We start from the raw sequence: 19,993 nt of genomic DNA, 5'->3' as shown, positions 1-19,993 counted from the left end.
ATTTAAAAAATTGGTAACAGTGTCATACCAACTATGGAGTCATAAAAATCCTAAAAAATGCGACAGCTGTCCTGTTTTGGGTATGGAATATGTCTTTGGCGTAGCGCTCCGGGGAATTATTTTCAAACGCTCCGTCCATTTTCCGAAGGGCTTCGTCAAATTAAGTTGGAATTTTCATGTTTCTAGGCGGCATATCTTGCGTAAAAATTAGTTTGGGGTAAATTCTTCATTCGTAGAGGCCTTAATTTCATCAGCTTTATCATATTGATTTGTTTTCTCATAAGCTCGAATAAGGTTCTCTTTCCAGTATTTTTTCCATGGTTGCTGTTGATAGGCCTTTTCCATAAAAGGTATTGCTTCATGAATAAGATTGGCACGTGCATAAATCACGCCAATCATACCATTGGCCGTTGCATGACTAGGATTATGATGAAGGATCTTTTTGAACTCATATTCCGCGTCAGCCAACTGATTGTTTTCATAAAAATCAGCAGCTTTATTGATTATGCCCGCTTCAGGGAGGGTAATCATGTCTTCTATTGGATCCCATTCTATTTTGGCATTGGTTCCTTTAATCAATGGTCGTAAATAGCGTTCATAATGGCGCCATTTTTCTTTGGCGGTTTTATAGATTGGCTGACGAACTTGCCAAACACTGGCTGTTTTCACAGGGCGATCAAGTTTGTTAAAATTCAATACTTGGTCTTCCCATTCAACACCAATATATTGCAACATTCGACGCGCTTCCTGTTCTGGGTTTTCTACAAGCGCTTCATATTGCACCTCTAGTATTTCATCAGGAAAAACCTTGTGCCAGTGATGCATCAAAAGGTTATGATCTGCAAGCTGTTCACCAATATTCGTTAAATCATAGGCAAAGCCCATGCCGCCGTGTTTAGCTTGATAGTTGGTAAAATAATTCGATATGGCAATATCGCGGGGGTCACGGCGTACAGAAATTATTCGAGCATTAGGAAATAGAAACTTAATCAATCCGATATTTTCAAAGTTATGTGGCAATTTATCCACAATGTGTTTGGCATGAGGTGCATGAGCTTGCATTTCTCCCAAAATGCCTTCGGCAATCCCCGTTGTGACTTCTGCTGATAGGTCATCAATGATGTCTGGATATCTTCGGCCAGAGCCGACATGGCGTTCCCATCTGTTCAGTCCATGAATGCGCTGTGGGATAACGCCTAGTTCTCCAGCACCAAAGATTTCGCTATGACTAGCAAGAATCTGTTCAACCAACGTAGTGCCAGACCGAGGCATACCGACAACAAATACAGGCAGCTCAGAATCTGAGCCATAATGTCCTCGTGATTCATACAAGGATTTGGAAAAGGCAATACGTATCCGGGCGCAGTAATTGCGATGTTGCTTGGGTTCGTATTTGAGTAACTTCAAACTGGTGTCATTCGCCTGTTTAACAAATTCAAATGCTTTGTCATAATCTTTACGTTTTTCCCAGGCTAGGGCTAATTGAAATAACAGATAACTTTTCACATCATTAGCTAGAAAAGGTCGTTGAGCCGCTTGGGCTATTTTCTCAAGCGTATTTTTATCTTCGGGAAACTTTCTGGCGTTAATTAGTGCCGAGTACCCTGCAACTGGATCCCATTGTTTGAGCCGTTCAAATAACTCAATCGCTTCTTCAATTTGTCCAGTCTGCATTTTCTGCTGGGCATATGCATGTATAGCAGGTACAAAATAAGGATTTTGAGCGAGGACTTCTTCAAATAACTCTTGAGCTGAAGCATAGTCCTCGGCTTTGAGTTTTGCACTGGCAAGGGTGCTTTTTATCTTGAGTTCATAAAGTGTTATCCAATCTTCCGAAACCTGTTCTTCTGAACGTTTGGCTACAAGTATTTCCCATGCTTTCTCTGTTGCTTGGATTGCCTTAGAGCTGTCTTCAGCTAACTGAATACTAGCCAGCTTTATCCATAAATCGATATTGTCTTCATTTTGTTTGATTGCTTGTTCCAACACGATCTGAGCTTGCATGTGATTGCCTTGTAATTCGGCCAGTTCGACAAACAGCAGTTTTAAAACCAAAGAATCAGGTATTAATTGATAATCTTGAATCGTATCTTTTAAAAACTCGGATGCTTGGGGGAAAAAACCATATTCAGCAAGTACCCGCGCATAAACGGTTACAATATTAAAATAATCAATTAATGCTTTAGGTGTATTAAGATTTTCCTTATTTTCTTTATTTTCCAGAATAAATTCGACTTTCATATTTCCTAACCAGTGCTCGGCTTGAGAAAAGTTTTCATTCAACACCCACAAGCGTAATTGGTACTCGTGGAATAACTTATTAAAACGCTGTTTAGCCGAATCAGATAATTCAGTGTTTAGATGGAAGCTTTCAGTGAATTTTGTAATTTCAATTTGAGCTTGTTCAAGTTTTTTTAGTTCTAGTAATAACGCAATAAGATTAGAGCGGCTAATCAATCGATTGGGTTGTAGTGCAACGGATTTCATTAGCATGTTCAAGGCAGACTCTAGGTCACCTTCTAGGCGAACTACTTGTGCCATCCGAGCCAAAGCAATCGCATTACTTGGTTCATCTGCTAACAATGGTTGCAGTAAGGCTTTGGCTTCTTCAGGCTGGTGAAGAGCTAAAGCAACACCTGCTAAATCTAACTTTATCGAGTTGTCGAATGAGTCGGATATATTTAATGCTTGTTTGAAATATTTATGTGCGAGCGCGAATTTCCCCTCATGGATATAGCTTAACGAGAGTAATGGAAGTACATTTTGAGACTCGGATTTAATCCACAAGCTTTGAGTTTGGCTCTTGAAGTCTTGAAAATCTAATTGTTCGGCAAGAAGTCTTAAATCGGAAAGGTTCATTTAAGTCCATAGATATTATTTGAGATGACGATTGATATTCAGAGTTCGTGACAATAAGCAGTTTGTTACTTCACATAATTTATGTGAAGTAACAAACCATCTACCTGTTTCAAATCTGAGTTTGATCAAACATGTGGCACGTTTTATAGGAAATCAGAATTAAAAGGATGCACTAGAGCTATCTGGTGTAGGCACCGCTACACTCGTTGGCAGAGTGTTCACAAATGAAAAGTTAAGATTAGAAAGCGAAGAAATGTAATCCACCCATGTAATAAAATCATCATTTCCAGGACCGTCTCTCTCAAAACGACCATTCTGTCTAACAATACCCGCAACATCGACCATGCTCGTATTAAGATTGCCACCTATTGTGAATGTAAAGCCTGTTCCCCATTCATAAAAGGTTCCAATGTTATGCATAGCTCCACGAGTCACAGCAATGCTGGTATCACCAAGAATAGCTGAGCCGCTACCAACCAATATGATTGTATCGTCACTGCCAAGTTGGTTCGCACCATTCCATTGATTAATGGTGTCCGCCAGAAGTCCTGTATTAGAATCCACCATTAGATAAATATTATACGAGATGTTGGCTTCAAAACTGCGACTGCCATCAATAGAGCTCGACACGCCATTGACAAGGTCAAAGACAACGTCTTCAGGAGTCGTGTCCACAGCCTGTACATTAGGTTCTGCGGCTGTATTGAAGTTCCCTGCTACATCAGTTGCGACATTCTCAGAAATATTCACCGTCATATTCGAAATACTATTGTTGTCTGGAGTCACCACCAGTGTATAGATGCTATCACCATCACTACCGCTGGCAAAATTGGTAGCTTTGCTTCCGTTGGAAACAAGGACATCATCCACAGTAAAACCTGTCACCGCTTCACTAAAGGAAAAAGTATAGGTGACATCGCCGGTGGCAGTACCAACTGTGTCGTCCGTGATTGTAAGCGTTGGAACTGTATTATCAACAATAACCGTACCTTCCACCTTGTTTGATAAATTTCCTGCTGTATCAGCAACATAGAGATAGTAATTACCTTCGGCTAGACCCGTTGCCGGAAGATTAGAGCTGGTATCTGCTATAGTGATGTCCACACTATTCCATTGGTCATCAGCGAGAGCTTCGATACTAGCAATACTTGTCACATTATGGACACTGTTAACTAGATATGCTCTGCCAGTTTCGCTACTCTGAACCTCCACACTACCACTATTGTTGGTGTAGTCTGGGTTAATCTGTTCAGTACTGCCATCCGCAAAGAACTGTTGCACATAAATGCTACCAGTAGGTCCAGAGGTTATTTGACCATTCCATGTGACAATAAAACCTCCATCAGAACCAACTGAAGTGATTTGAGGGTTAACATCACCTCCTGAAATATATCCAGGCGCTTCGAGTTTAATCATGTCACCAGTAGAAACTCCATCAGCACTAAATTTTTGTAGATAGATGCTGTTATCACCATTAATGTCTTCACCAGACCAAGTTACAACGAAACTACCGTCACTGCCAATAGAAGTAACTTGTGGATTAGAGTCTGCCCCATTATTTTTATCAAAAGGATCAAGTTTTACCGTATCGCCCAAAACGGTGCCGTCTGGATTGAACCTTTGTATATAGATACTAGTGTTAAAGTCAGCATTATGACCAAACCATGTAACGACATAATTCCCATTAGTGCCGATGGTGGTGATTTGGGGTAATTGATCGTTTCCAGCTGTCTGATCGGAAGCCTCAAGTTTTACTATGGCATTACCTGTTGTAGTACCATCCGCATTGAACTGCTGTACATAAATACTTAAGGTACCATCATCACCGTCTGCACCTTGCCAGGTCACCGCATAACTTCCATCAGTACCAACAGGCGTGATTTGAGGTTTTTGGTCGTTTCCAGCTGTATTGTCTGAAGCTTCAAGTTTTACCACTGTATGACCTGTTGTAGTACCATCCGTATTGAATTGCTGTACATAGATACTATCGTCACCATCCGCATCACGTCCATACCAGGTAACGGCGTATTCCCCCACCGTTCCGATGGCCGTGATTTGTGGAAAAAGATAGTTTCCAATACTACCATCTCCTTGAAGTTCTACAGGGATGTTGCCTGTAGTCGTGCCATCCGCATTAAACTGTTGGACATAAATAGAATTCAAGGTGCTCGATTCACGTACACCTTGCCAGGTGACGACATAACTTCCATCCGTGCCAACAGAGGTGATTTGTGGATATTGATCAGCACGAAAGGTTTGATTAGTTGCTTCAAGTTTCACCGCTGACCCAATAGCCTCGCCATTTGCATTGAGTCGTTGCACAAAGATACTGTAATCATTATAACTTGAAGTATTGTCTTGCCCGTACCACGCAATAGCGTATTCACCTACTGTGCCAATAGATGTGATCTGGACATATGAGTCGTAGTTAGTAGTGAATTCCACGTCCCCAAATGTCGTTATGCTATTTCCTGTAATAGAGCCATCCGCATTAAATATTTGTACATAGATTTGTGAGTTGGCATTACTGGTAGGGTTTCCATACCAAGTTACAGCATAGCTGTCATCCAAGCTACTGGTGGCGATTTGTGGATTGTAAATATTACCAAATTCTGTACCAGGCACATCTAGTTTAACCATCTGATAAATTTGTTCAGATGCATTTAGAAGCGTGCCTGATGGTGTGGTTGTATCAATGATATAAGGTGTTAAGCCTAGATTGCCTGCTTCATTACCAGCGGAATCTTCAATTTTGAAGACAATTGAACTGCTTCCAGACAAGGTTGCACCATCCCAATTAAGAGTGGTATCTGTCACTTTACTGGTGATATCTATCCATGTACTGCCATTATCAACAGAACCATAAAGAATATCCCCCGTATCTAGTACACTACTCAAAGTTGCACTAATCGTTTGGCTAGAAGTATTGGTAATTTCATCGGTACTACTATAGCCAGTATCGTTACTGAGAGAAACACTAGAGATGGTTGTTGTTGATGGCGTTTGGTCAATGATAATTTGAACGTCATTAGTACTGATTTTCCCTTCATTACCTGCCGCATCAGTGGTCACCCCTTTTTCACGAACCTGGATATCATTAATATCATAAGTTCCTTCATTTAGAGTGAAGTTGACAGCGGTGCCAGTACCAGTCCCATCAGTCCATGTAACTCCACCATCCGTAGAGTATTCCCAGTTAGTGATAGCACTGTCAAAAACAACGTCGATTTGACCGTTTGATGTAATGCTGTCTGAATTATCACTCCCCGTGTCTGTATTTAATGAGAATGTCGAACCTGTACCGTCACCTGTGGTATCGACCATATAGATGGGGTTGTCTGTGACCAACGAGTGCGTTAGGCTTGCTGGATTTCCCGCAAAATCTGAAATCGTTCCAGTATTCAGTGAAAGGGCATTTTCTGGAATACTAATCCCATTAGAATCCGTTTGATTTGCCTGTATTGTGTAGGTGAATAACAGATGTGTTGAACTGGAACCACTGGTATAGCTTGCTTGAACCAAAGTCCCACCAATATCTAAAGTTAAGGTCGGTATTCCATTGGTTATATCTACAATGACTGCTTCACTGAAAGTAACTGTCGCGGTGATGGTATCACCTGCATTCAAATAATTATTTTGCGCACCAGTTTGAGCAGTTAATGCCACCGAATTAATCACTGGCTCAGTAGTATCGATGGTGTAGTTCGCTGAATCCAACGAGGCCAAAGGCGCATTGCCAGCCAAGTCCGTCAGGGTTGTACCAACGGTGATGATGTTGCTCGCATCTTCGATGTCATCGGTTGGAGTGAAGGTCGCCGTCCAAGTGATGCCGCCATTGTTACTCGCGACCGCGGTCAAGGTGCCGTTGGCCAAAGTGATATCGGTGTTATCGAAGTCGGTGACCGCTTCACTGAAGGTAATAGTCAAAGTCGCGGTATCGCCGACCTTCAAGGCCGTATCCGATAAAGTCACTGAATTGATTACTGGCTCAGTAGTATCGATGGTGTAGTTCGCTGAATCCAACGAGGCCAAAGGCGCATTGCCAGCCAGGTCGGTCAGGGTTGTACCAACGGTGATGATGTTGCTCGCATCTTCGATGTCATCGGTTGGAGTGAAGGTCGCCGTCCAAGTGATGCCGCCATCGTTACTTGCGACTGCGGTCAAGGTGCCGTTGGCCAAAGTGATATCGGTGTTATCGAAGTCGGTGACCGCTTCACTGAAGGTAATAGTCAAAGTCGCGGTATCGCCGACCTTCAAGGCCGTATCCGATAAAGTCACTGAATTGATTACTGGCTCAGTAGTATCGATGGTGTAGTTCGCTGAATCCAACGAGGCCAAAGGCGCATTGCCAGCCAAGTCGGTCAGGGTTGTACCAACGGTGATGATGTTGCTCGCATCTTCGATGTCATCGGTTGGAGTGAAGGTCGCCGTCCAAGTGATGCCGCCATCGTTACTTGCGACCGCGGTCAAGGTGCCGTTGGCCAGAGTGATATCGGTGTTATCGAAGTCGGTGACCGCTTCACTGAAGGTAATAGTCAAAGTCGCGGTATCGCCGACCTTCAAGGCCGTATCCGATAAGATCACTGAATTGATTACTGGCTCAGTAGTATCGATGGTGTAGTTCGCTGAATCCAACGAGGCCAAAGGCGCATTGCCAGCCAAGTCCGTCAGGGTTGTACCAACGGTGATGATGTTGCTCGCATCTTCGATGTCATCGGTTGGAGTGAAGGTCGCCGTCCAAGTGATGCCGCCATCGTTACTCGCGACCGCGGTCAAGGTGCCGTTGGCCAGAGTGATATCGGTGTTATCGAAGTCGGTGACCGCTTCACTGAAGGTAATAGTCAAAGTCGCGGTATCGCCGACCTTCAAGGCCGTATCCGATAAAGTCACTGAATTGATTACTGGCTCAGTAGTATCGATGGTGTAGTTCGCTGAATCCAACGAGGCCAACGGTGCATTGCCAGCCAGGTCGGTCAGGGTTGTACCAACGGTGATGATGTTGCTCGCATCTTCGATGTCATCGGTTGGAGTGAAGGTCGCCGTCCAAGTGATGCCGCCATCGTTACTTGCGACTGCGGTCAAGGTGCCGTTGGCCAGAGTGATATCGGTGTTATCGAAGTCGGTGACCGCTTCACTGAAGGTAATAGTCAAAGTCGCGGTATCGCCGACCTTCAAGGCCGTATCCGATAAAGTCACTGAATTGATTACTGGCTCAGTAGTATCGATGGTGTAGTTCGCTGAATCCAACGAGGCCAACGGTGCATTGCCAGCCAGGTCGGTCAGGGTTGTACCAACGGTGATGATGTTGCTCGCATCTTCGATGTCATCGGTTGGAGTGAAGGTCGCCGTCCAAGTGATGCCGCCATCGTTACTTGCGACTGCGGTCAAGGTGCCGTTGGCCAAAGTGATATCGGTGTTATCGAAGTCGGTGACCGCTTCACTGAAGGTAATCGTCAAAGTCGCGGTATCGCCGACCTTCAAGGCCGTATCCGATAAAGTCACTGAATTGATTACTGGCTCAGTAGTATCGATGGTGTAGTTCGCTGAATCCAACGAGGCCAACGGTGCATTGCCAGCCAGGTCGGTCAGGGTTGTACCAACGGTGATGATGTTGCTCGCATCTTCGATGTCATCGGTTGGAGTGAAGGTCGCCGTCCAAGTGATGCCGCCATTGTTACTCGCGACCGCGGTCAAGGTGCCGTTGGCCAAAGTGATATCGGTGTTATCGAAGTCGGTGACCGCTTCACTGAAGGTAATAGTCAAAGTCGCGGTATCGCCGACCTTCAAGGCCGTATCCGATAAAGTCACTGAATTGATTACTGGCTCAGTAGTATCGATGGTGTAGTTCGCTGAATCCAACGAGGCCAACGGTGCATTGCCAGCCAGGTCGGTCAGGGTTGTACCAACGGTGATGATGTTGCTCGCATCTTCGATGTCATCGGTTGGAGTGAAGGTCGCCGTCCAAGTGATGCCGCCATCGTTACTTGCGACTGCGGTCAAGGTGCCGTTGGCCAAAGTGATATCGGTGTTATCGAAGTCGGTGACCGCTTCACTGAAGGTAATCGTCAAAGTCGCGGTATCGCCGACCTTCAAGGCCGTATCCGATAAAGTCACTGAATTGATTACTGGCTCAGTAGTATCGATGGTGTAGTTCGCTGAATCCAACGAGGCCAACGGTGCATTGCCAGCCAGGTCGGTCAGGGTTGTACCAACGGTGATGATGTTGCTCGCATCTTCGATGTCATCGGTTGGAGTGAAGGTCGCCGTCCAAGTGATGCCGCCATCGTTACTTGCGACTGCGGTCAAGGTGCCGTTGGCCAAAGTGATATCGGTGTTATCGAAGTCGGTGACCGCTTCACTGAAGGTAATAGTCAAAGTCGCGGTATCGCCGACCTTCAAGGCCGTATCCGATAAAGTCACTGAATTGATTACTGGCTCAGTAGTATCGATGGTGTAGTTCGCTGAATCCAACGAGGCCAAAGGCGCATTGCCAGCCAAGTCCGTCAGGGTTGTACCAACGGTGATGATGTTGCTCGCATCTTCGATGTCATCGGTTGGAGTGAAGGTCGCCGTCCAAGTGATGCCGCCATTGTTACTCGCGACCGCGGTCAAGGTGCCGTTGGCCAAAGTGATATCGGTGTTATCGAAGTCGGTGACCGCTTCACTGAAGGTAATAGTCAAAGTCGCGGTATCGCCGACCTTCAAGGCCGTATCCGATAAAGTCACTGAATTGATTACTGGCTCAGTAGTATCGATGGTGTAGTTCGCTGAATCCAACAAGGCCAAAGGCGCATTGCCAGCCAGGTCGGTCAGGGTTGTACCAACGGTGATGATGTTGCTCGCATCTTCGATGTCATCGGTTGGAGTGAAGGTCGCCGTCCAAGTGATGCCGCCATCGTTACTTGCGACTGCGGTCAAGGTGCCGTTGGCCAAAGTGATATCGGTGTTATCGAAGTCGGTGACCGCTTCACTGAAGGTAATCGTCAAAGTCGCGGTATCGCCGACCTTCAAGGCCGTATCCGATAAAGTCACTGAATTGATTACTGGCTCAGTAGTATCGATGGTGTAGTTCGCTGAATCCAACGAGGCCAACGGTGCATTGCCAGCCAGGTCGGTCAGGGTTGTACCAACGGTGATGATGTTGCTCGCATCTTCGATGTCATCGGTTGGAGTGAAGGTCGCCGTCCAAGTGATGCCGCCATTGTTACTCGCGACCGCGGTCAAGGTGCCGTTGGCCAAAGTGATATCGGTGTTATCGAAGTCGGTGACCGCTTCACTGAAGGTAATAGTCAAAGTCGCGGTATCGCCGACCTTCAAGGCCGTATCCGATAAAGTCACTGAATTGATTACTGGCTCAGTAGTATCGATGGTGTAGTTCGCTGAATCCAACGAGGCCAACGGTGCATTGCCAGCCAGGTCGGTCAGGGTTGTACCAACGGTGATGATGTTGCTCGCATCTTCGATGTCATCGGTTGGAGTGAAGGTCGCCGTCCAAGTGATGCCGCCATTGTTACTCGCGACCGCGGTCAAGGTGCCGTTGGCCAAAGTGATATCGGTGTTATCGAAGTCGGTGACCGCTTCACTGAAGGTAATAGTCAAAGTCGCGGTATCGCCGACCTTCAAGGCCGTATCCGATAAAGTCACTGAATTGATTACTGGCTCAGTAGTATCGATGGTGTAGTTCGCTGAATCCAACGAGGCCAACGGTGCATTGCCAGCCAGGTCGGTCAGGGTTGTACCAACGGTGATGATGTTGCTCGCATCTTCGATGTCATCGGTTGGAGTGAAGGTCGCCGTCCAAGTGATGCCGCCATCGTTACTTGCGACTGCGGTCAAGGTGCCGTTGGCCAAAGTGATATCGGTGTTATCGAAGTCGGTGACCGCTTCACTGAAGGTAATCGTCAAAGTCGCGGTATCGCCGACCTTCAAGGCCGTATCTGACACAATGACCGATTCGATGGTGACTGGAATGGTTTCTAGGTGAATAGGTTGTTGGTTTGAACCAATAGCACTCAGTGAGCCTTCAGCTGAGGTTTGACGTACTTGGATTTGGTTAACTTCATATATGCCGTCTTGTTGAAGTTCGAAGCTCGTTGCCGTACCTTCTTGCCATGTTAGTCCTGCATCAAGGCTGTACTCCCAGTTTGCACCTTGTTCGATGCCAATCACCTCAATTATTGGGTTGTTTAGCAGACCATCTGTACCAGACACGCCTACATCTTCGAATCTTAGGGAAGGGGTCGCAGGAATTGCTGGAGTATAACCCTCTTCTTCTATTTCGTTTGTGATTCCTGATGTTATTTCTACGTCAAGGCTCGAAACATTTACCAGCTCGGGTTTAGTAGCGCTTTGATTTACCAATTCTGGTTTTTGTATTTGACTTTGATCGACTAACTCTGTGCGGATTGCAGAGCTAAGTTGTTTCAATATCAATGGTTTATCGAGTTCGGGTGAATTTTCTGTAAAAGGATTTTGTGGTTTTTCAATATCAGACGTGGTAACTCTTAGATTATCCGAACTGGGTTGATTAAGAGGGTTGAACAAGTCCTTTAATTCGGACTCAAAATCGCTCTGCAAGGTTTGTAGTAGTTGGTCAATGCTTGTCCCTTGTGAAAGCCCTTGTTGATAAGACTCTAGGGCTTTAAAAAGAAGAGATTGAATTTGAGAAATCTGTTCTGAACTCAGAGCCAAATCATTTAGCTGCCCATTTAATAGAGCCTCAATTGTATCAATATTGAATTGAGGTGAGTCTTCATTCAAAAGAGCTTCTTTTGTTGTCTCAATAATGATTTGTATGTCATTCTGTTTCATGGAAGATTTTTCCTCAAAAAATTATTTGAATACATCAAGTGTCAGTTGACCCATTTGCAACATCAGTTGGAGTTGTGAAATTTTCAGGTCTGTTTGCGCTGCCGCGACATCACTTTGAGCGTTGATTAATTGAGTTTCACCATTCAATACATCAAGTAAAGAGCGTTTACCCAATTCGCGTTCTTTACGCGCCAACTCAAGAAAACGTTCTGAAAGCTCAACTTGATTGGTTAAATAGGATAAACGGGTTTGTGATGTTAATAACTGTGTCCAAGCGTTACGCGTATCTTCAATGGTTTGAATTCTTTTATTTTTTACTTGCTGGGTGGCAGCACGTGCTTTGGCTTTCACTGAATCTTCTGCATGATTTGCTCTCAACCCAGTATTAAAACGCCAATCCATACGAACTACAATATTGTTTTGGAGACGTTCTTGCTCAATTCCATCTGGATTGTGGCTATTAATATGTTCGGCTCTGAGTTGTATTTTAGGCATCCATTCAGCTTTGCTCGTTTTTATGACTTCTGCATTGAGAATGGCCAGGTCTGCTTGACTAACTTGAATATCAGGATTGTTGGCCATTGCTTTTTCAAGTGCACTTTTTAGTTCATTTGGTACTGTAATGTTTAATTTGGGTAAAGAATCGGTAGCCATTTGTACAGCTGTTTCGTGACCAAAAACGGCGGCATAGCGATTTTTCGCTTGGGCCAGTCCACCCTCTGCGAACACTCTGCGAGCTTGTGCTGCGGCTAATTGTGTTTTTGCTTGCAGTAAGTCAGTGGTATAACCTTGTCCAGCGTCTATTCGAGTTGATTCGAGTTTCGTTTGTTGTTTGATATTGTCTTCAGATTTATGCGCAAACTCGAGAATCTTAAGAGCCTTATAGAGATTAAGTTCGGCTTCTAGTCCAGCAAGAATAAGATATTGTTTTTGGCGGTCTAGCTCAGATTCTGCTCGATTGACCTTACTTTCTGCGTGATTGATTGACGAATTAACTGCGCCAAAATCCCACAACAATTGGTTGATGCTGGCAGAAACTTGGTGTGTGTCTAAATGACTATTTGGCGAATTATCGCGTTCATAATTATCTCGTCCTGCCTCAAGACCTACTCGAAACTCTGGATACCATCCACTTTTCTCAACATCGACATTAGATTGCGCCGATTTTAGGTTTTCTTGGGCAGATTGAACGAGATTGTGTTGTTCTAGCAATTCAGAGTATTTTGCGTTTGAATCTGCAAAAATAGTCGAAGAAAATAAAGCAAGGGCAACAGAGATAGATAGCGTACGTGGCATCATGAAAGGTAATCCATAGTTTTTAGGTACAATTAAAGTTTTAGATGGGGTTTTTGGAAGAGGATAGCAATATTTTTTTTTCAAAGCTGACGCATGCTGACAGTTTAAATTAGTCGTGTTTAGAACTTTGTGTCGTTTATTTTTTTACTATTAAAAGGAATGACGCATGACAATTGTAAAGTTCGATTTCATAAACACTCTTGAATAGTTGCTATAGTTGCTGGCCAGTTAAGGCAGTTCAAGAGAATATGGCGTTCTTACAGCTTAAGTAACTTAAAGAAGTGGCTCTCAGTGTTGAATTTGAATAATATCTTGAACAAGATAACTTGCACAAAACGGTTATTCAAGAAAGGTTATCTAGATCAGGGCTGGTTAGTTTGAGCCAAAATTTAGTCAAAAAATACCAGGCCTGGTTAATACTCACATTTGAAGTTGACCAAAAGAATCTAGTGCTCATATGTGCTTGACGCAAGTTACTAATCTGTTGAAACTGTTGTATGCTCACATACCCAATGTATTCAAGAAACCAGTATTCCATGTCCAGAACCGGCAATTCACTTCGAAAGTCGACTTGGCAAGTTGTTAGATATTTAACGCCCTAGGTTGATAAATAATTCTGAACGTTCTCAATTAATTCAAGTTATGATTGTTGTATCTGTAATGAAATTTTGCTAAATATCGCTATGTACTTGAAACTTAATTTTTCTCTCTTTATTTTCTTTTTTGGGCTTCTAAATTCATTGGCCTTCGCACAAGTTGATACGGTTAAAAACTCTTCAGCCTATCATGAAATCCCTAAGTTCAAAGGATATGTTGATTCATCTAATACTTTAACGATTGATGACATCTCTAAACTTGTTGATTCGGAATTTCAAGAAATTCCTACTGCTGGTTATGTGGGGGGTTACAATCGAGCATCACATTGGCTTAAATTTACAATTGTGCCGCCAAAAAAAAATTCTTCTGAGCTGCAACCTTTACTGCTTAGAATAAGCCCTCCTTATCTTGATGAAATAATTCTTTATCTGCCAAATCCAAAAGGTGGGTTTGAGACTTTGCATACTGGTGATATGGTTGAGCCGGTCGAGCAAAAGATGGATCGAACATTATTACTACAATTACCGGTTATTGAAGAGCCGACGATTGCTTATATTAAGCTCAACACAATTAATACTCATACATTGGTAGCGGATATCTATTCATCTGCTAGTTATCGAAATGCATTACTGCTTGATTATTCATTATCAGGCATATTTATCGGTTTACTAGTTGCACTAATGTTTATTAACTTAGGGTATGGGCAGTGGAGAAAAGATAAGAGTTTTCGCTATTATCTGTTGTTTATTATCGCTTCATTATTAGTGTTTGTTACGGTTCATGGATGGGTAAATTTTTTTATAGCGGATAAGTGGCGAATTTTGGGAAATTATTTACCTCAACTTTCAACTTTAGTTTATTTATTCATACTCAACTTGCTATATCATTCTTTGTTCGAATTTGAACGCAAAAAAACGCCAATTTATTATATTATTTCCAGGTTTTACCTGCTGAGTGTGGTTTTAGGATTAATTTCACTACTATTCGATTTTTACATTGAATATATGCCATGGTTTATGAAGCTTACTGTTTTGTATTTGTTATTGATTTCGGGTTTTGCATTTAAATTAATTATGCAAAAACGTAAAGAAGGAGGCTGGTTTTTTCTTGCCGTGGCATTTGGTTTTACAGGCATTCTTGGGACAGCGTTATCTTTAGCGGGGCTCGTGTCTGGCGGAGAGCTTCTAATGTACTCATATACAGCAGGAACTCTTGGGAGCATTGTAGTGTTTCAAAGCATTATGAGTCGTAGGATTCGCCAGATTGAAAAAGATAGGATTTCTGCTCTCTTGGATAAAGACTTCATGCAAGAGGTTGCTCAACGCGAAAAGAATGATAAAGAGCAAAAAGAGCGGTTTTTAAGTATGCTGTCGCACGAGCTTAAAACCCCTTTGTCTGTGATGCGTATGGGATTAAATCAACCTGATTTATCGGATAGATCTCGACAGCATTTGTTGCAGGCTGTTAGAGATATGAACATGGTAATTGACCGCTGTACCGTATTGGAAAAGGTCGACAGCCAGATTGTTGTTAAACAGGAGTCGATTGAACTCAATGCGTTAGTCCAGCAGCAAGTAGAACAAAGTTCTGAGCCAGAACGTATTGTATTGTCTCCGAATTCAGGGCCGGTTATTGTTGAAAGTGATAAAGATTTGTTGCAAATAATTATGTCAAATTTAATTGATAATGCCCTGAAATACAGTCCTCATGATCAAAAAGTAAATATTGTTCTTAAATTACAATCTGATAAAGCTTGTTTACATGTCATCAACCCTACCAAGGACTGCTTGCCTGATTCAAAGCAACTATTTACCAAATATTACCGTGCTAAAACGGCTCATAAACAGACAGGTTCAGGGTTGGGGCTGTACATTGTTAAATGTCTTGTTGATCAGTTGCAAGCAGAAATTTTCTATTTGCCGAAGGAGCGTCAGAACTCTGATACTTCGTTTAATTATGTGGAAATGTGTTTATGTCTCAAAACCCGTTAAAGCTTCTTTTAGTCGAAGACCATATGGCGTTGAGAGAAGTTTTGACTGAATCCTTGCTTGCATTCGGTTATGACGTTTTGGCGTTTGAATCTGCAGAAGATGCTTTGGAAGATGAATCTGTTTTCTCCTGTTCTATTGCTTTATTAGACTTAAACCTTCCCGGTGAAGATGGTCTTTATTTGACTGAGCAACTGCGAATGAAAAACCCAATCATAGGTGTGGTTATGCTGACTGTAAGGACAGAGGTAAAAGATAAACTTGAAGGGTATCAAGTTGGCGCGGATTTTTATTTACCTAAGCCCGTCTCTCCTGAGGAATTGCATGCAGCTATTCAAGCACTATGCCGAAGATTGCCGCACTTAATGCAAGTAGAAATAACACTGAATTCCACTACCCATCAATTGTCGAATTCGAAAATGGATACGATTCTTCTGTCTCCCGAAGATAGTCGTTTGTTAACAGTATTGTCTCTGGCGCCAAATAAGCAACTGGAGTTTTGGGAACTCGCTGAACGTTTATCATTGGATCTTGATAGCCAAACATTACGATCAACACTGGAAAAACGTATATCAAGATTACGTCAAAAATTAATACGAATTCATCAGCCAGCGACTTCAATAATGGCTGTTCGTGGAGTTGGTTATAAATTGACGATTTCTGTCAGTATTCAATAACACAGAGTGTAACGCAGTAATTAAATAATAACATTTGCATGATTAGGTCAGGTTGGGTCAGGTTGTCTTTGGCTCATTGAGTAATATTGCTTCCAAACTACAATGAGTTGCCATTCACCATCCACTATAAGGCCACATTCATGAACTGGATGTTCAAACTTTTTTCTCGTTCTCCTTGGATTGCTTCTGAAATCCTCATATCTTCTTTTTTTATCAATTTTTTAGGGTTAGCGTCAGCGGTTTTTGTCATTCAAGTTTATGGGCGTTATTTGGTCCATGGCATTGATGGGACTTTAATCACATTAGCTAGCGGTATGCTCTTTGTGATCGTGATTGAATTACTATTTCGACGTTTGCGATACCGTATGGGAATGAAATTGGTTGCCGAGAGAGATCGGGTAGAGAGTGAAGCGGTTTTTGACACGCTGCTTAATGCTAGGTTTGAATCGTTGATGAACATGAAACCTGGTATCCGTCAGATGTTTCTTAATCGCAATGAGCAGTTGCAACAGTCACTTAACCCCTCTTTGTTTATATCATGGGTTGACGTGCCTTTTGCTCTACTTTATTTGATAGCAATTTATTTAATCTCTACTTTTATTGGTCATGCTGTTTTATTCGTTTTATTGGTAACCGTCATCATTTCTGTATGGATAGGGCTTGAGTTACGTTCTTTAACGCAAGAGCAAATGCATTCACAAGCAAGCCAATCGGATGTGTACGCCTCTTTGGATCGGTTTGAAATGGTGCGTTCAACGGCTGTTGCACCATATTTAAAGTCTCAGTGGAATGCGAACAGTACCACTTCTCGTTGGTGGAAGTACCTCTCTGGTAAAGAACAAGACTTTCTGCAGACTATAAATCAGTCTATGGTTTTGTTGATGACGGTAGTTGTAATTTCTCTTGGTGCTCGAGAAGTTATTCAAGGCAATATTGATTTTGGAATGTTGATTGGTATGAATATTCTTGCAGCACGAGCCATGATGTTGTTAACACGCCCAACTCAGTCAATCGCAGTATTATTGAGAGCCCAAGAGTTACAAAAGATGTTGGAACCACTGAAAGAGATTCCACAAGAGCAACAAAAAGGTAGCAAGCCTAATCAATTTACTCATCGTATTGAAATAAAAGATGTTTCATTTGCATATGAAATGGGAACAGGCCCTGTTTTTGAAAATTTGAGTGTCAAAATACCGCCTGGAGCTTTTGTAAAAGTCATTGGAAATAATGGTATGGGCAAGACCACCTTATCGCGTTTATTGGTGAGTTTGCTACAACCGCAACGAGGTATGATTTTAGTTGATGGTATGGATATCAGGCAGTTCAATTCCTTATGGTGGCGTAAACAGTTAATTTATCTGCCACAAGAACCAGAGTTTATGAATGATTCGCTCAAAAACAATCTCATTGCATTAAATCCTGACATTGAAGAAGAAAAATTAAAACAAATTATTCTACGAATAGGGCTAAATGATTTTGTGGATCGCCACCCTGATGGCATAGATTTAATGATTAAAGACGGTGGACGCAGCCTTCCTTTAGGGATTAAACGACGCTTAGCCTTAGCGCGAGCAATGGTGTCCGAGGGTTCGATTGTGATTATTGATGAACCAACAGAAGGATTGGATAGGGACGGCGTAACGGCTATGGAGAAGTTGCTACAACTGTTTTTACAGCAAGAGAAAACCGTAATTGTGATGAGTGGAGATTTTAATGCCATTAAAGTCAAAGGGATTACTATCGACCTGAACCAAAAACCGACGCCTAAAGTAATTGCACCCGTTTCAGTTAAAGGGATTCTGTAATGAAAAAACCAACAGATGATATTGAAAAACTGAGTTACACAACACATGGTTTAACAGTCGTTACGAGCATATTTCTGATTGGCATTTTTGTCTGGGCTGCTCTAAGTCCGTTAGATATCGTAAGTCAAGCACGCGGTACTATTATTCCCGCTTCTAAGGTACAGGAAATCCAACATCTTGAAGGTGGCATTATTCAGGAGATTAAAGTCCATGAAGGGGATGAAGTTGAAATGGGGCAACCCCTTTTAATTTTGTCATCTATTAATAACGCGTCCGACATGGGAGAAATTGAACTACGGATCGCTTCACTAAAAGCTGATATCCATCGTTTAGAGAGTGAAGCTAGTAACTTAGAACAATTGGATTTTGATGAGACATTCACTAAACAGCACACAAAGCTTGTCTTACAAGCCAACGAACTATTTCTCGCAAGGTTGGCAAATTTGGAGTCTAGCCTAGAAGCTCAGAAGCAAGAAATTGAATCAAAAAAACAAGAGCTTGAGGAAACGCGAACAAGGCTAAAAAGCTCTAAACAGCGTCTTAGTTTTATCAAAGAGCAAATTGAAATCGGAAAAAAATTATTGGCCAATAATTTAAGTAATCGCTATGAGCAGATTGAACGTTTAAAAGAGGCTAATACACTGCAAAGTCATATTGATGAAGATTCAATTTTAATCAAACGCCATTATGCAGCAATTGAAAAAGCACAAAATCAACTGCAGCAGATTCAGTTACAAAATCAGCAAGATATTCAAGCTGAGCTTTCAGAAACCAAGCGAAATCTTGATGAGTTTATAAAGCGTGCCGATAAGTATCGAGATAGTTTGGAGCGCACTATTATTCGTGCACCTGTTAAAGGTATTGTGAAAAGAGTAAACATCGTTACTGAAGGTGGGGTGGTAAGACCAGGTGTGACCATTATGGAATTGGTGCCTGGAGAAGATAAGTTGGTAGTTGAAGCTCAGTTAATGCCGCAAGACGTCGGTTATGTTTATGTTGGTCAGCGAGCATTCGTTCAGTTAGAGGGGCCAGATGCCTTTCGATTAGGAAAAATAATGGGAGTCGTTAGCCATGTGAGTCCAGATAGCTTAGTAACTGAAGAAGGACAAGCCTATTTTGTTGTGAAAATTATTTTGGATAAAAAGTCTTTTGGTGATGAACAAGAAAAAATTGATTTATTTCCTGGAATGGTTGTCAATGTTGGAATTATTTTAAATCAACGCACAGTCCTTGAATATATCTTCTCTCCATTTTTGGCAAGTATGCCATTTATTTTTTCTGAAAAATAGTCAATTTACAGTAGGTTAAGAGCTTTTTAGTGTATGTATAGATAATTAACTTAGGTTATATCTGAGACGAAGCTCTATGGAGGAGAATTCTTAGAAACTTCCAAGTAACTAATCTTTTTTCTTTGGTTCTGTGATAGTTTTCATTAACGTTGAATTATCTTAATGGCTTCTTGCTTATTAATATTGAAGAGTCTCGATGATTATGTCTGCTTTTTGAGATGCTTCTTAAGAGAAGAGACGACCAATTTCACTTTGCCGCTACTACCACTACATTTTCAATCAAGCGCTCTTTTTGTTCTGAACGTCGGAATTTATAGTTTCGGAAACGACCGTACAATTGTATCGACTTTGCTTTTCATTGTCTTAGTTATAGGCCATCATTCAAAGCCCATTGATACAATATCGGGGGGATGAGTAGCAAAAACTCCAACGCGTTCTTTGCTTATCGAGCAATCCGCCCTAAGTAACCGAAGCAGGTTGTGTTCATTTGTCATCGGGCTTTTCATGCCTGTCACCGATGTTTATTAATTTTCATTGTGAATTTTTGATTTGAATTAAGTTTTGATTCGATTTATTCAGGATTTTTAGCGGGTGTTGTTTTAATTGAACGGTCATTTTTATCGTTTTTTGTGTTGGGTGGTTGTTTAAAATATCAGTTAAAACAACTGCTT

At 42.3% G+C, this 19,993-nt stretch carries 7 protein-coding genes; 4 read left to right on the top strand and 3 right to left on the bottom strand.

Translation table 11 applies throughout. From position 1 onward, the window contains the following. Window positions 1-207: 207 nt before the first annotated feature. The 3 genes from L6421_RS09835 to L6421_RS09825 form a co-directional block, all read right to left on the bottom strand. A complete protein-coding gene (locus L6421_RS09835; RefSeq protein ID WP_237261622.1) occupies window positions 208-2,859 on the bottom strand; it encodes a tetratricopeptide repeat-containing sulfotransferase family protein in 2,652 nt (883 codons plus the stop codon). A gap of 159 nt (window positions 2,860-3,018) precedes the next feature. After that, a complete protein-coding gene (locus L6421_RS09830) occupies window positions 3,019-11,670 on the bottom strand; it encodes a beta strand repeat-containing protein (protein ID WP_237261621.1) in 8,652 nt (2,883 codons plus the stop codon). Between the two features lie 21 nt (window positions 11,671-11,691). After that, entirely contained in the window at window positions 11,692-13,050 is a 1,359-nt protein-coding gene (locus L6421_RS09825) for a TolC family protein (protein ID WP_237261620.1), read from the bottom strand. A gap of 656 nt (window positions 13,051-13,706) precedes the next feature. Here L6421_RS09825 and L6421_RS09820 point away from each other — a divergent pair. The 4 genes from L6421_RS09820 (at window position 13,707) to L6421_RS09805 (ending at window position 19,322) form a co-directional block, all read left to right on the top strand. After that, window positions 13,707-15,554, top strand: a complete 1,848-nt coding sequence (locus L6421_RS09820; protein WP_237261619.1) for a sensor histidine kinase — start codon at window positions 13,707-13,709, stop codon at window positions 15,552-15,554. Next, window positions 15,536-16,228 (top strand): response regulator transcription factor, encoded by a 693-nt coding sequence (locus tag L6421_RS09815; protein WP_237261618.1) that lies wholly within the window; start codon window positions 15,536-15,538, stop codon window positions 16,226-16,228. The genes L6421_RS09820 and L6421_RS09815 overlap by 19 nt, the downstream gene beginning before the upstream one ends. A gap of 140 nt (window positions 16,229-16,368) precedes the next feature. Next, complete coding sequence (locus L6421_RS09810; RefSeq protein ID WP_237261617.1) at window positions 16,369-18,033, top strand: ATP-binding cassette domain-containing protein; 1,665 nt, start codon at window positions 16,369-16,371, stop codon at window positions 18,031-18,033. Beyond that, on the top strand, window positions 18,033-19,322 hold the full coding sequence (locus L6421_RS09805) for an HlyD family type I secretion periplasmic adaptor subunit (RefSeq protein WP_237261616.1): 1,290 nt from the start codon (window positions 18,033-18,035) through the stop codon (window positions 19,320-19,322). Before L6421_RS09810 ends, L6421_RS09805 begins: the two co-directional genes overlap by 1 nt. The last annotated feature ends 671 nt before the right edge of the window (window positions 19,323-19,993 follow it).

The organism is Thiomicrorhabdus immobilis (assembly GCF_021654855.1).
Taxonomy (GTDB): domain Bacteria; phylum Pseudomonadota; class Gammaproteobacteria; order Thiomicrospirales; family Thiomicrospiraceae; genus Thiomicrorhabdus; species Thiomicrorhabdus immobilis.
The sequence above is the reverse complement of the archived record's forward strand: the minus strand, read 5'-3'. Positions and strand labels throughout refer to the sequence as shown.

Bases quoted from the DNA above. Each gene is read 5' to 3' on its own strand.
- L6421_RS09810 (WP_237261617.1), top strand. From the start codon at position 16,369: ATGAACTGGATGTTCAAACTTTTTTCTCGTTCTCCTTGGATTGCTTCT.
- L6421_RS09815 (WP_237261618.1), top strand. From the start codon at position 15,536: ATGTCTCAAAACCCGTTAAAGCTTCTTTTAGTCGAAGACCATATGGCG.
- L6421_RS09805 (WP_237261616.1), top strand. From the start codon at position 18,033: ATGAAAAAACCAACAGATGATATTGAAAAACTGAGTTACACAACACAT.
- L6421_RS09830 (WP_237261621.1), bottom strand. From the start codon at position 11,670: ATGAAACAGAATGACATACAAATCATTATTGAGACAACAAAAGAAGCT.
- L6421_RS09835 (WP_237261622.1), bottom strand. From the start codon at position 2,859: ATGAACCTTTCCGATTTAAGACTTCTTGCCGAACAATTAGATTTTCAA.